Below are 14,583 nucleotides of genomic sequence, written 5' to 3'. Positions count from 1 at the left end.
GATTTTTATGCGATTCTTTTTAGTTCTGCTTCTTTGCCTCTCAACAGCTTGGGCACATGAAAAGGAACTAAAAACAAAAGCAGATCTTCTGGCCACAGGTGTATTCGCTGAACAGAAACATCATGCTTGGCCGTTCCCACTCTTATCTATTGGCCACAATATGCAGTCTTACCAATATTATGGTGGATCACCTTATTGGCATGATGGTCTGGATATTCGTTCGGAAGTTGATCAGCCCATTCATGCGGCAGTTGGTGGAAAGGTGGTCAATATTGAGAATTACCAGAGAGGAAATCCGCTTTACTGGGAGATTGCCATCCTCGATGATGAAGGATTTGTTTGGAAGTATCACCACGTTGATCAAGGCTCTATTCCCCAGTCCATCAAAGATGCTTACAGAAATAAAGGAAGAATTGCCACAGGAGCGTTCATTGGGAATGTAGTGAGATGGAACATCACTTCGTTTGGTGAGAAGTATCATCACTTGCATTTGCTAGTAGTCGCGAAAGACGGACAGTATATTAATCCGTTTTTGATGATGGAGCCTTTAGCAGATACAAAGGCACCAGTGATTAATCGAATCGGTCTGGCCAAAAATCATCGCCCGATTGATGGAACAGAGATTTCAGGTCCTCACGCACTTTTTATGGAGGCGAGTGATCTAACTCTTCACGATAAGTTTATTCTGCCGCCTTATAAAATTAGCTACAGTCTTGATAAGGCTGATGCTGTAACAGTTTGGGAGTTTATCAATCTTCCCTCTGGAAAGAATGATTCTGATTACATCACGGATTTTTATATGGATGGAACTTGCGGAAACTACACTTGTCGTAAGTTTTACTTCAATTTGAATTTCACCAAGGCCAATCCTCGCGGCACCATGAAACTAACTCCTGGTAAGCATGAAGTGGAAGTTATTGTGGAGGACATTGTTGGAAACAAAACAGTGAAGAGTTTCCAATGGAATGTCCTCTAAGAAGTTAGCGGTTTCTTAATCCTAAAATTGCAATATAGCCGTAACAAAGGGCCGGAAGAATCAAGGCCATGCGAAGTCCCACTTCGTCGGCCATCATTCCTGTTAATACCGGAATAATCGCTCCACCCAGAATTGCGGTGGCGAGAAGGCCCGAACCTTTATGCTCTTCACCTGGGCCCAGGCCCTTGATTCCAAGAGTGAAGATAGTCGGGAACATGATTGAGTTACACAGACCAACGAGTACCATACTGTAAATGGCCACGTTGCCTCGAGAGTTAATAGAAATCAGAATTAAGGCAATGGCGAGCATCGAGTGAACGCTTAGCACTTTACCTGGAGAGAACTTTTTCAGAGTGGCGATACCGATGAATCGCCCAACCATGGCACAGCCCCAATAATAGGCCACAAGACTTGCTGCCTGGGTCTCGTTCATTTTACTCATGTCCATGATGTAGTTCACGAGGAATGAGCCAATGGCCACTTCTGCTCCTACATAAGTAAAAATCCCAATTGCACCTAGAATAAGGCCCGGCTCTTTAAGAACGTTTTTCCACTTAGCTCCATTACTTTCACCTTCATCAATTTTTGGAAGATGAAGTCGCGATAGAAGAAAGGCAATGATGACGAGAACGAGAGCGATGAAGAGGTAAGGGTACTTCACGCCTTCAGCGTTGGATGTGTTCTCAATTTTTGAAAGAATAAAGTAGGCCCCAAAGAAAGGAGCAAGGAAAGTTCCGAACGAGTTAAAGGCCTGTACCATTGTGAGACGAGATGAGGCCGTTTCCTTTGGGCCAATAACAGAGACGTAGGGATTGGCCGCAACTTGAAGGAGAACAATTCCAGAGGCGAGGACAAAGAGAGCGATCAAGAAAAGTTCGTAAGTGTGATATGAAACTGCTGGATAGAAAAGTAGACAACCCACGGCCGTAATAGCAAAGCCCAGTACCATTCCCGTTTGATAACCCAAGCTCTCGATGATCTTACTTGCGGGAATCGACGTTAAACCATAAGCACCAAAGAAACAGAATTGAACCAGTGCTGCTTTTGTGTAGTCCAGATCAAAGATCTCTTTTAAATAGGGGACCAAGATGTCGTTTAAGCAGGTAATGAAACCCATCATGAAAAATAGAACAGTAAGCGAGGTCAGGGCCTTCTTTTGCATGCGAGTCCTTTTTGATGGTCAACCTGGCTAGTTGACCACAAAAGGGGGTATTTTGAAAAGATTGTAATGGTTTAAAGAGCGCTTAAACGTCTGAAAAAAATCTCTAATTGAGGACGAAGTCTTTCGGCCTCTTTTTTGTCGCCAGACTCAACCAGAAGGCGAAGCTTCTTTTGATCGTCGAAGATAACCTTGAAATTCACAGATTTCATCTGAAGGATGAAGTTTGATTTGTTCTTTACGAGTACTTGAAGGAGTTGGGTCTCTGGGTCGTTCTTATTGATTTTCTCGCTAAGTGACTGAGATAGAGAGATCCGAGGATCTTCTGGAACACTTAATGCAACAGTTGCCAGGGACTTAGCGTTTGCATCATCTTGAACAGAAGCCGGTTCGCGGCCCGCGCCACCTGAAGCTCCTTGTCTGGCCCCATGCATATCAGCAAGGGCGCGATTCATACCGTCTTTCTTCCATTTTTCAGCGGCCGACTCTGTATTTGAAACTGAAGCTTCACGACGAGCGGAAGGAGCGGAGCCAGTTGGCTCACCATATTCATCAAATCCACTTGATGTAGAAGGCGAATTTTGGGCCATCATACGGTTTGCGTAATAATCTTCCAGAGTGGAAGGCATTGAGCGTCCAGTTTTTTGATAAGCATCGCGAGCAATTTTTTTAGCGGCCTCTTTAGTGGCCGGTTTTTTCTCAGGCATTGCTGAGAGACGTCTCATGATTTCACTTTCAATCTCTTCCATTTCTTTTTGGTTTTTGTAGTAGTCCGATAGATCCGGAATAGTTGATGAAGTCGTAGGTTGTCCTGTCCAGTTCGAAGAGTCGTTGGTGGCCGATTGTTGCGAACGAGTCGTTGAAGCTGCTCTTACTGGAGAAGTCGCTTGCACTGGTGTTGTTACTTTAGCTTGTGCAGAAGCAGACGCTGGGGCCTGGTTGAAGTAACCTGGTTGACGTTCAGGAATTTCTGCTTGAGCGACGAGAGTACCGTCGTCTTTAGGGAGGATACCTTGAAGGACGAGGATTTCTTTGGTTTTTGGATCGAGGTTTTTTGGGTCTCCGATCATAGAGCGGAGGAGGTTGTTTACTTCTTTGTTAGAAGAGTTGGCGAGTTTGGATTCGAGGGAGTTTTTATCTTGTAATTTTTTATATTTTTGAAGAATCTGACAATTTATCTTCTTCATGTCACAAGAAGAATTCTTTTCGTCACAGAGGTATTGATTTAATCTCCCAAGCTCAGAGTCAAACTTCTCAACTTTGAAGTCTGAAAGATTTAAGTTTCTCTGATTACCTTCCAGGTTTCTTGAAATACTTTCGTTCGTTTCACTTAAGTTTATATTATTTGACTCAGCTTTAACTTCACATAGGCTTAAAAAATCAAGATTTTTTTGGATAAGCTCTTCAGAATTGGCAAATTCAGTTTCGTCAGGCTGGCTTTTCGAGATTGAAAGTTTATCAAAATTACTAAATGGATCTGTTGAAATACTTCCTGATTCAAACTTATCTGAACATATCGACTCCGTATATGCTCTAAGAGAGTCAGAACATTTAGCGGCCAAAACAGAATCCAGACTCTTATCTTGAGAGGCACTATAAAGAGACTTACGAAGTTGAGTTACATCAGACGGCTTTTCAATAGACTTAAAAAATTTTGTAAAAACTGACGGAGACGAAAGATATTGAGAGAGATATGGATGGTTTTTTAGAGCACTCGATAATTCTTCAATATCACCATTGTAGCGAGACTTAAGATCAGGAGAAGAAAAAAGTTCGTTCATATTCTTGAACTTCGTTGTGTCAAGCTGCGAGATAAAGTTAATGAGTTCTGGAGAGAAAGCTTCTTCAATTGTCGAACTAGACAAGAAGAGGATGTCCTTTTCAGGGATAAAGCAGGACGACTGAGTTCTAGTTAACAAAGTATCTTTTGGATTGAACTGCTCATTTGTAGATAAAATTTTTGCCAGTTCATTTGAGATGGATGTTTGAAGAGATTTAAAAACTCCCTTTTCTTTCAATAGTCGTTTAGCGGACTCTGACTTACACCCTTTTAAAAAGTCATCTTCCTTTGCCATTTTGCACGCAGCGGCTGCTTTAGGAAATTGATTACCGTTGTTAGGAAGAGCTCTCATCTTTAAAGTAAAGATGATATTGCTTATAATGTTTTTTTTGTATTCGTCAGTTACAGACTCGAAAAAATCTTTTTGGAGCTTGTCTTTACTTGGTTTATTGATTTTCTTTCCAAATAAAGTCTCAAATTTTGATTTACATGTATTGCAAACATTATCCGTATCTAGATTCTTAACTTCTAAAACGGTCATCTCATTATAACAATTGGGTAACGACAAAGACTTTGCTAATGACTTTGCCTCTGTAGCATTCTGATCATCGCATTCTTCAGTGGATGCATACGAGGAAAGGGACACTAATAGTAAAGAAATTATTAGTACTTTCATAATTCTGACTTATGTTTTGCCCCAGCGGCTTTAAACCTGTTGTAGTAACTTTTAAGTTTTGGTTCTAGTGAATTACCTTTATTTCTTTCAATTTGGAATTTTATATAATCAAGAACAGTTCTATTATCTGAAGCATCTACTTTATTTAGATCTAATTTCCATTTAGTGACGTCATAAATAAATTCATCAAATTTAATAGCAACTGCATATTTCAGAACACTTCCATTCTCGACATCGAACGAGACACTATTACAAACAAGTTTGTCTCGAAACTTCAGCCACATCTTTGCGACTTTTGATTGAACTTCTTCTGGGGAATCTGATGCAGGATTGGCACAAGCTGCTTCTAAGAATTTCTTTTGATAAACGAATCGTATTTTACCTTCTGGAGAATCAACCTTTGTTTTATCATCCACTGCAGTACAAATACTTTCCATCTTTTTTTGGTTTGGACAATTTTTGCTTTCTTCAGCCTTCGATTGCTTCATCACCGCTGCCACTAGTTTAGTAGAGCCATCTTCCTCACAATCTTCCTCTTGTGAAAAAACGAATTGAGAAGTTAGTAGTAAGAACATCAAAGCCCAAAATTTCATAAGCACTGATCCCTAATAAAAAAGATTTACATATGTCATATCGGACCTTTACCTCCTTTCTTGAGCATTCTAAGAAAGCTTTAGGGTGATAAGGCTTTGATATGAATAAAGCAGGGCTTAATTTAAGCTAAAGAGATGGTTATCCGACTTTTTTAATCCATTGCTACTTTGAAATATTTGGCTTGGAACAACTTTGAAATCTAGCTCTTGGGCAAAGGCTTTAGTAAAAAGCTCTTTAGCTAAATTTACAAAGTAGTAACAATGTTGTACTCTGACGAAGTAGCGTTTATTTGGGACGATATAAAAGCGGCCCAAAATTTAAAGAAGCACAGGGTTTCTTTTATTGAAGCCGTAACTGTTTGGAGTGATCCTAATTCCTTGGAGATTCCAGACCCTGATCATTCTACTTATGAAGAACGCTGGATACGACTAGGATACTCACAAAGGACTAGAGTTCTAGTTGTTGTATTTTGTGAATTAAAGGATGAAACAATACGAATTATCTCTTCTCGCAGGGCCACAACTAATGAAAAAAGACAATATGATGAAAGACGAGTATGACTTCTCTAAGGGCAAAAAAGCTAATAAGGTAAAAGACCTAAAAGTCTTAAAGACTTTCAGACTTGATCCTGAAGTCCTCGAGTGGCTTGAGACTGAAGGTCAAAAGCAGGGGATGGGCTATCAGACATTCCTAAATTGGTTTTTACGAAAATCAATGAATTCAGAATCCAGCTTCGAAGAACGACTAACGAAGCTTGAGAGACTCGTATTAAAAAAGAAGGCCTAAGTTATAAGATTTCTTAAAATCTTTCATTCCTACATGGCCTATTTCACTTCTGAAAACCCGCACTCGAAATTCAAAAAAATTATGTCCGTCCGCTTATAGGATGGCTTAAGTTCCTTTCGCTATATCAATGGAAAGTATGTGTTCTGGCTGAGTTTCAAAGCTTTTGTAACTTTTACCAGACAGGAAGATAAGAATTCTTAGCTTCATATACTTCCCACAACACAAAGGAACTTCATATGAACAAACTCATTTCAACGTTGATGCTGTTGTCACTTGTTGCTTGTAACTCGGGTGGTGGAGGAGGAAGCTCATCTTCAACTCAAAGTGAAAACTATGCTGACACCAAAAAAGATGAAGTCGGTTCTGATTCTGATAAACCGGCCAATTCTGTTGAAACTGACAGACTCTTAATTGTTCCGAAAAGAAAGGTAGAGCTAGAAGCTGACTTTTCTAACTTCACTGAATTTAGAGACAATATCAATCGTTATGAAGTTGTGTTTGAAGTGAAATCAGGCGACTTCTCTAATGCCACATTAGAATGTAGAAAAATGATTTACGATCGAACTGATTCTACTGTCTTTGGTAGATTTAAGGATAATTCATCAGAGGCCACTGTAGACCTCACTGTCCTCGAAAACGATCCGAATGAAGTCAACTATAAGTGTTCTGCTACCGACAATGGTGTTCTTTTAGACGCAGTAGAATTCAAAATTCCAAAAAGCTATGTCATTCGCGGACAGAAGACACTTCAGGCCGCCATCAACGCCACTGAGATTTCTACACTGGTCCTTGATAAAGGTGCCGAGCTTTCAACAAATGGCGAAGATATTAATTTAAAAGTTGATGAGTTGATTTCAAATGATGGCAAGGTCGTTACTTATCATGCTGAAAATATCACTAAAACTTTTGAGAATCGTCCTGGTGCTTCTGGAGGAGTCATTGATCTGACTGTGAATAAAGGAATTGGGGCAATTACTTTTGAACTTAGAGGTATGAATGGTGGAGCTCAAACAAGAGTGCCAGAGAAAAACCCCGCCCTTACTCCATTTAATCCAGCGAAAAATGGAACTTGTCATCCATCTGGAGAATACAGAAAAACAGATACGCGTTGTATGGGCAAGCCTGGAGATAAGGGAGCAATCGGACTTCAAGGTTTTAAAGGAATGCCGGGTGGTAACAGCGGAATTCTAAATCTTAAAACGATTTCAGAACAAAATCTCAATATCTCTATTGTTCATTTCCCTGGTAAGGGAGCCATTGGTGGAAATGGTGGTAAAGGTGGAGTTGGCGGTCCTGGAGGAAAAGGTAATTACATTCGCTACTATGTACCATCACCACATGACAATTGCAGATCAATGACATGTTCACAAAAACTCTTGCAAAGTATCCAGGGGATTTGGGTCACTCACCAATTCCAAGACGGTCCTATTGGCCCCGAAGGAGACGTGGGTCCTATTGGTCCAACTGGTGACGATGGTGTGATCAATGAATCCACTGTGACTTTCCAGGATGAGAAAATGAGCTTCATCGTAGATAAGAATTGGAAAAACTTTTAAGGAACATATATGAAAAAGACATCAATCATTTTAAGTACAGCTCTATTAGTAAGTGCCTGTTCAAAGACAGTGAAAGAAGTGACTCAGGTACAGGAAAAATCCTCTCAGTCTGAAGTTTCAAATAAGACCAGGCCAGAACCGGCAAAAGATGTAAGCATCTTAAGAGAACTTCTTAATTCAAAGGCCCCAAATCTTGCCCTGGCCGAACTATTGGCAAAGTCAGTGGTGAAAGAGCATAGGGAAGAGCTTAAGGCGATGATCACTGAGCTTTCTGAGGAAGAGGCCGAGCAAATCATCAAAAGTTTAGATACCTCAAATAATACAATTAGAGAAAATTATCTCTATCATGGTCAAAAATATTACAACGGTAAAAAACTAGAAAGCTCTTTGATCCTCGATGGTCAGTCTCTCAAAAATCATCCCTTTTCTCTTGAAACTCAGTTAAAGATTTCAACCATCTCTTATCTTAAGAGTAAGGCACTTGATAATATTCTCGAGGCCTATAATAAGCGTTCCGAAAAACTAGCGATTGAGCTTGCTCAAGACATTGCTTTTGAGATCGGTTCAAAACATCCGGATGTCGCCCGCCAGATCGAAAATGAGATGAATGGGCCAAAAGATAAGGTCATTGAGGCCATTCGCAAGGCCACCCCAGTTGCAAAAAAAATTGATCAATACTTTAGGACCTCGGAATTAAATGAAAATGAACAATATGTCACATTGTTAGGGGGCCTGATTGCCGGTGCTATCTATGTTCAGGTGAAAGATAATAAAGGATTTAGGAATCTGATCGCTCAAGGACAAAAAATTGCCCGGGACATTAAAGAGTTTGAAGAAAAAGCAAAAGAATTCTCTGTTTTAGTCAATACAATGAAGCATCATCTTGAACAAACGAAGAATGATTACAGAAATCTTCAAGAAGGCATGATTGGGGCGCGTGATGATGCAAGAGACCTGTTCGAGAGAATTAGAACTAATGATTTAGGTCCAAGTGATGTCAGCTCTAGACGTATTGTTGATTTCCTCTATAAGCGAGTCATTAAAGGTGAGGAGGCCAGTCCTGATCGTTCTAATCCTAGTGTTCTATCTAAGCAGGTTTCGTTCAACGAAAATTTTCAAAAGACACTTACCTCTGCTTCAAGTTTAACAAATAACTTAAGTGGCATTATTCATACGGCCAACTCATTTGCAACTTTGTTCAAGATGAGGCCCTCAAAGGACTTGGCCAATATTTTAGATAAAGCACAAAAAGTAAATGCAGTCATTCAAGGGGTACAGTCGGCAGTGGCAGGTTTCGCTGCTGGTGGATTCATTGGGGCCATGGGAGCGATTAGTTCAGGCCCAATGATGTCACTTATGGGTGGAGGATCTCGTGATTCAGCAATGCTTGCAGAAATCAATAAGAAACTAGACATTGTAATTAAGAACCAGCAAGAAATGATGAAAATGCAGATTGAGACCATGAATATGCTCAAAGATCTTGCTCTCATGGTGGACATTTATCATCAGCAGGAGATGGCCGCAATTGCAGAACTTAGAGACTATCAATTGACTAATCTCGAGATCAGTAAAGCGCAACTAAATAAAGACATCAGAAGTTGTGAACGCATGATCAATTTCCAACTAAGTTCTGTTTGGAAGAACATGGATTTCGGGCGTGATGCTTTTCACAGTATCAATAATCTTGAAATCTTGAAACTTCGTTTTACTCAAAGTATTACCGGGCTTCATGATATTCGTCGAATTGTAAATTCTGTTGAAGAAGATGGTTTTAAGAATTGCCAAAGTGGAATTGCAGAGGCCTTTGGTTCCAATAACTATAATGAAAACCCAATTCGTTCCATCTATGCATCTGATGAACAAAATAACCTTTATCAGTTCCACCGTGAGACTTATGCTCCACTTTTATCTTCATTAGAATACTTTAGTGGAACGTCTAGCTTCGATAGCATGCCTCTTCATTTACCAACGAGAGAGTTTGCTGGGTTAAAGTTTAAAGTTCCTCATATAGATAATGCTCGTACCGAATCTTCTTCAAACGACATTTATGATCTAGATCAACTTCTTTCGGTGAAGAACCTTGAGCGTTATCTTAGTCACTTAATAGTTTTATTACCGCTGATGGAAGTCGATAAGAATGTTTGGTTAAAATCATATGAAGAAATTGTTGCTTCTTACTTAGATGCTTCTAACTTTGGATCAAATCAAAATATCAGAAGTCATTTCTTTTTAACGAATGCGCTGAAACTCACACAGTCGGCAATCGCCCAAGAGGCCCTATTGGCCGGAGAGCCAGTGCTTCATCAAATTCATGCTCGTTACATCAAGGACATCATGTCTGATAAAGAGTGTGCCCAAATTAAGCGTGATGATGTTCCGGCCACAGCACCTGAAACAACTTTTTTGTGTTCAGTTCGCGGTAACCGATTGTTACTCAAGAATCTTGTGATGTTTGCTCTTCATTCTGAGTCTGAAGTCCATGAAGGTTTTATGGAAAAGTATAAGACCGCTTATGAGGCCTCTGATCGTGTGGCCATGGCAAAATTGCTTAATGCCGGGATTGCCATGGAGAGAATCGAAGCGGTCAAATCACGAGATGGAAGCTCATTAGAGTTCATTATTAATGTTCTGGATAAAAATAAGAGCAAAGTGGCCATAAAACTACCGACTCCGGCGGCCTTGAAAGAAGGGAAGATTCTTTATTCTGAAAGCATGTCTCGTCTTCTTAAAATGCAAGACATGATCATTAATAATCTAGAGAAGGTTGCCCCTGTTGAAAGAAATCAGGCCGAGGACCTATTAAAACTTCTGATGGTGGGAGCTTAACGTGAAGAGCTTAGCGTTTATTCTGTTGTTGTTCACGACGGTTTCTGTAAAGGCCCATGTCGAAGAACTGGATTTCATCACGGAAGTAGATGAGGAACATTATAAGAGCAATGCTCGTCTTTATCGTGGTGAAGGCGAGCACCAATGTCAGTCTCCGGAATCTATTGGCCACACTTGTAAAAATCTTGGTGTGAATTTTATGGACTGTAATCACGCTTTCTATAAACTTAAAATGGAAGACTGTTGTTCTGGATCAAAGTATGGCGGGACATCCATTGCCTTTAAGCTAACAAAGTGTACAAATTTTAATTAGGGATTTTATGTTAGAGCTGATTGAAACGATTATTCGCTGGATTAAAAAGAATAGAAAAAAATAGGGGGCGCTTGGCCCCCATTTTTATTTAATAATCTCGTGGACCGGCTCTAGGTCCGAAATCTCAGACTTATCATCCACCAGGGCCGCGATCACCAGATCTCCACTTACATTTAGAGTCGTTCGACACATATCTAGGAAGCGATCAACCCCGAGAATAAGTGCAATACCTTCCGGCGGAATTCCAACGCCCTTCATGATGATCATAATGATGGGTAAAGAACCACCCGGAACTCCGGCCGTACCAATACCGGCCACGATACACATCACCACGACTTGAACTTGCTGACCGATGCTAAGATCGACTCCAAAAACTTGGGCAAGGAACAGAACCACCACGCCTTCAAAAAGGGCCGTTCCGTTTTGGTTGGCAGTCGCTCCTACAGTCAGAACGAAACGAGAAATACTGGGTGTTAGGCCAAGCTTTGTTTCCGCGACCTCAATCGCCTTAGGCAAAGTGGCGTTTGATGAAGAAGTCGAAAACGCATACAGGAGAACTTCTTTTGAATTTGAAAAGAAATCACGAGGTGATCGCTTAGCCACGAATTTAAGCAGAAGACCATAAACGATGATCTGCTGAATAAGTAGTCCACCCACAACTACGGCCGCAAAGTAGAGTAGTGATTCAAAGATTTCGAGACCAAACTTTGAAGCAGTATTAAAAACGATGGCAAAAACAGCGTAAGGAGCGATCTTCATCGCCATCTCTACGATCACGAGAGATCCGTTAAAGATCTCTTCCAGGATCGGCATAATCAGAAGCTCTTTCTTAGAGGCCTTTTGATAAACGTAGAAAGCGAAACCAAAGAACAAGGCACAGAACATGAGAGCAAGCATTTCCCCTTCGAGGGCCTTCACCGCTGCCTCAAGAGGGTTCTTTGGAATGATTTCTACAATCGCCTGACCGAAAGTCTTTGAAGCATTGGCGTTGGCGGTAATAGTGTCCATGCTGGACTTGGTGGTTTCAAAAACATGGGGATCAACTTTAAAACCATCACCTGGACGAAAGAAGTTCACCATTCCAATACCAATCAGAACTGAACATGTTGAAGCGATGACTGTATAGAAAAGAGTGCGTGAGGCGACCTTTCCGACACCTTGGTGACGGGCAAGATCGTAGACCCCAAGAACCAGGGCCGAGAAAACCATAGGAACAACGATCATGAAAAGAAGACGAAGGAAGATTTGCCCGACAGGCACCATCACAATGTCAGTTAAGTGTTTCATCCACGGCAGTTCCTGATAAGGATGCGCCAGGGAGCCAAGGACAATACCAAAGACTAGACCCAACAATAGCTTGTAATGGTTCTTCATGATCCTCCTACAAATAAATATTACTTAAATGATAAAAGCAAACCCTGTGGAAGTCACCTTTTTATGCGCATGACGAAAGTGGTGTGAGGAGAGTTCTCATCCAGGAGAAGAGTTCCCTGATGTTGTTCCATGATGTTTTTAGAAATGCTAAGGCCAAGGCCCGTCCCTTTATTGATGGGCTTCGTGGTAAAAAATGGTTCCATGATTTTTTCGCGAATTTCACGGGGAACTCCGTTCCCAGAATCCTGAACGCGAATATCAAAATAATGTTCACTCTGATAAAGCTCAACTTTTACCCAACGACGACCCTGTCCAGAAAGGGCGGCATCGAAGGCGTTGTTGATAAGATTCATGAGAACTTGAGAGAGCTGAATTTCCTGTCCCACAATCTTTTGAGTTGTATCATAGGGAACAATCTCCAGTTCCACATTCTCATCGCGAAAACGCTGACGGGAAATTTCTATGCACGGTTCAAGAATTGTTTGGAACTCAAATGGAAGAAACGGATCATTCTCACCGTTGCGGGCAAGTCCTTTAAGACTTTTAATAATGCGGGAAATTCGTCCCACGGTTCGTTGAATCTTATTGTTATATTCTAAGAGCCTCGTCATCTCCAGGTCAGATCGGCCGATGATTTTTTCAATCTGATCAGAGGAACCTTGAATAATGGCAAGAGGGTTGTTGATCTCATGTGCAATCCCCGCGGCCATTTCACCTAGAGAAACAAGCTTTGCTGTATAGTGAGATTTGGCCTCTTGAACTCGTAGATTTTCCCTGGCCTCGACAAGTTCGTCCATGGGAACGGAGACAATCACCGCACCACCAATGGGTTCAAGAATTTTTTTGATACTCACAACGAAGGTCTTGAGTTCTCCGTTGAACTGAATTTTTAATTCGGAAATGGCGGTCTCTTTTGAACTCAACATAAATGCCTGAACGAATCTCACAAATTCTGATTCAGGATGGAGAAAGCCAACAGATTTCCCAATAATGCTTCCTTCCTGATAAAAGTTTTTTCCGAAATCGTTGATGGCCTGATAGATGAGGTTCTTATCAATAAAGCTCACAAATCCAGGGACCGCGTTGATGAGACCTTTAAATTTATCTCTCTCGAGAGAGGTGATGATTTCATTTGTAATGGAGTCTCTCAAATACTGGTGAGAGATTTTGATTTGATAAAGATAAAAAATAGTGAAGAGAACAAAAAGCCCCGCGGGAACAAAAGACGTTTCCTGTCCGAAGAAAAAGAGGTCAATCACGGGAGTTAAAGTAATAGGGAACAAAAAGAGAATAAAGCCCTTAGGTGAAGCTGAGAAAGTAGCGACTCCACCAGAGCACTGGCCAGCAAGCTGCATGAGAAGAAAAATGCAATGAACCGAAAGCAGTCCATAGAAATGATGAACACAAACGAACATCAGTCCCCAGCCTAATCCAATGCCCATGGCGCAGACATAATAGGCGAGTCTTACTTCATCATTTGGAATTGCATCGGCGGGAAATTTTTTAAAGGCAATGGCGCGACCGATCCATGACAGACTAATAATTAAGTAGGGCAGAAGTGTTAGCTTGTTGGCCGCATGCATGTCATGACAGATAAAATAACTAAGGGCACACAGTATGATGTGGGTTATCGGTGTTATTCGATTACGGATGGCCACTTCGTTCCATAACCTGATGTTAATAATGTTCCTTAAAGATTGCGCCTGCATGCTCTGGTTATCGGAATCGGGGCCTTGAGATTGATGAGACCACCCTTGAAGAATGGTAATTCAAGTGTATCTTTAGATTGGGTATATATTGGGGATAAATAGAAATTATGGACAACAAAGTTTTTCTCTTCCCATTAACGAATTCCGTACTGTTTAAGAAGGTTACTCTTCCCTACCATATCTTTGAGCCTCGTTATCGTCAGATGATTAAAGACTCTCTGGCCATGCAAATTCCCATCGCTATTGTTCCATTTCACTCATCGAATCAGTATCGCGGTGAAATCTGTGTGGCGGGACTGCCGCATATTCTTTCAACCTATCCTGATGGTCGCATGGACATCTACATCACCGGGTCAGTGAAGTGTCGTCTTACGGATTTTGAAGCAGAAGATCCTTACAAAATTTATTATTACAAGATCATGGAAGAGGACATGTCGATTGATGACACCTTTGACATCGAACTTGAAAGTTTAAGAACGCTTCTCGAAAGATGGGCGATTCATTTTCTCCCTGATCCAGTTCAAAGAGAAAGTTTCTCGAATACTCTGGATGATGCGGAGTTATTGGTAAATTACTGTGCTGTCTTTCTAGTTGATGATTGGAATGTAAAGAAGGCAGTGATGGAAGCGGAAGATTTGAAGGCAAAGATCAAAATTCTGTTACAGGTAATCGGCCCAAAAGAAATTTCCCTTGGGCCTTTCATGCCTATACTAAGGTTCTAATTATTTTTTCTTAGCTAGTTTACCAGCAGCGATCTTCTCTTGAATTTTCGCTTTTTTCTTAGCTTGACCTTTACGGCGTAGCATTTTTACAGCTTTGCTTTTACGTCCGAAA

The 14,583-nt window shown here is 40.9% G+C and carries 12 protein-coding genes; 7 read left to right on the top strand and 5 right to left on the bottom strand.

Features of this window, described 5'->3' with window-relative positions; genetic code table 11:
- Positions 1-7 precede the first annotated feature (7 nt).
- Complete coding sequence (locus tag ACJVC5_RS17640) at positions 8-976, top strand: M23 family metallopeptidase (protein WP_408096865.1); 969 nt, start codon at positions 8-10, stop codon at positions 974-976.
- Positions 977-980: 4 nt separating this feature from the next.
- On the opposite strand, the gene ACJVC5_RS17635 is transcribed toward ACJVC5_RS17640, so the two are convergent.
- From ACJVC5_RS17635 to ACJVC5_RS17625, 3 genes are all read right to left on the bottom strand, one after another.
- On the bottom strand, positions 981-2,138 hold the full coding sequence (locus tag ACJVC5_RS17635) for a sugar MFS transporter (protein WP_408096864.1): 1,158 nt from the start codon (positions 2,136-2,138) through the stop codon (positions 981-983).
- A gap of 71 nt (positions 2,139-2,209) precedes the next feature.
- Entirely contained in the window at positions 2,210-4,456 is a 2,247-nt protein-coding gene (locus tag ACJVC5_RS17630; protein WP_408096863.1) for a hypothetical protein, read from the bottom strand.
- A gap of 131 nt (positions 4,457-4,587) precedes the next feature.
- Positions 4,588-5,184 carry a hypothetical protein gene (locus tag ACJVC5_RS17625; protein WP_408096862.1) on the bottom strand — a complete coding sequence of 199 codons (597 nt, stop codon included), beginning with the start codon at positions 5,182-5,184 and terminating at the stop codon, positions 4,588-4,590.
- 261 nt (positions 5,185-5,445) lie between these two features.
- Between ACJVC5_RS17625 and ACJVC5_RS17620 the strand changes: the two genes are divergently transcribed.
- The 5 genes from ACJVC5_RS17620 (at position 5,446) to ACJVC5_RS17600 (ending at position 10,666) form a co-directional block, all read left to right on the top strand.
- The gene (locus tag ACJVC5_RS17620; RefSeq protein ID WP_408096861.1) at positions 5,446-5,745 is read left to right on the top strand and encodes a BrnT family toxin; all 300 of its coding nucleotides are present in this window, start codon (positions 5,446-5,448) and stop codon (positions 5,743-5,745) included.
- Positions 5,669-5,971, top strand: a complete 303-nt coding sequence (locus tag ACJVC5_RS17615; RefSeq protein ID WP_408096860.1) for a BrnA antitoxin family protein — start codon at positions 5,669-5,671, stop codon at positions 5,969-5,971. Before ACJVC5_RS17620 ends, ACJVC5_RS17615 begins: the two co-directional genes overlap by 77 nt.
- A 236-nt stretch (positions 5,972-6,207) precedes the next feature.
- Positions 6,208-7,527, top strand: a complete 1,320-nt coding sequence (locus ACJVC5_RS17610) for a hypothetical protein (protein ID WP_408096859.1) — start codon at positions 6,208-6,210, stop codon at positions 7,525-7,527.
- A 9-nt stretch (positions 7,528-7,536) separates the two neighbouring features.
- Positions 7,537-10,353: a hypothetical protein gene (locus tag ACJVC5_RS17605; RefSeq protein ID WP_408096858.1), complete on the top strand. Its 2,817-nt coding sequence runs from the start codon at positions 7,537-7,539 to the stop codon at positions 10,351-10,353.
- Position 10,354: 1 nt separating this feature from the next.
- Positions 10,355-10,666, top strand: a complete 312-nt coding sequence (locus ACJVC5_RS17600; protein ID WP_408096857.1) for a hypothetical protein — start codon at positions 10,355-10,357, stop codon at positions 10,664-10,666.
- An 84-nt stretch (positions 10,667-10,750) separates the two neighbouring features.
- On the opposite strand, the gene ACJVC5_RS17595 is transcribed toward ACJVC5_RS17600, so the two are convergent.
- Positions 10,751-12,040 carry a dicarboxylate/amino acid:cation symporter gene (locus ACJVC5_RS17595; protein WP_408096856.1) on the bottom strand — a complete coding sequence of 430 codons (1,290 nt, stop codon included), beginning with the start codon at positions 12,038-12,040 and terminating at the stop codon, positions 10,751-10,753.
- A 53-nt stretch (positions 12,041-12,093) separates the two neighbouring features.
- The gene (locus tag ACJVC5_RS17590) at positions 12,094-13,749 is read right to left on the bottom strand and encodes an ATP-binding protein (protein ID WP_408096855.1); all 1,656 of its coding nucleotides are present in this window, start codon (positions 13,747-13,749) and stop codon (positions 12,094-12,096) included.
- A 107-nt stretch (positions 13,750-13,856) separates the two neighbouring features.
- On the opposite strand from ACJVC5_RS17590, the gene ACJVC5_RS17585 reads away from it, so the two are divergent.
- Entirely contained in the window at positions 13,857-14,471 is a 615-nt protein-coding gene (locus tag ACJVC5_RS17585) for an LON peptidase substrate-binding domain-containing protein (RefSeq protein WP_408096854.1), read from the top strand.
- Positions 14,472-14,583: the final 112 nt, after the last annotated feature.

Source organism: Peredibacter sp. HCB2-198 (genome assembly GCF_045999315.1).
Lineage (GTDB): Bacteria > Bdellovibrionota > Bacteriovoracia > Bacteriovoracales > Bacteriovoracaceae > Peredibacter.
Note: the sequence above shows the minus strand (reverse complement) of the source record. Positions and strands in the feature narration are given on the sequence as shown.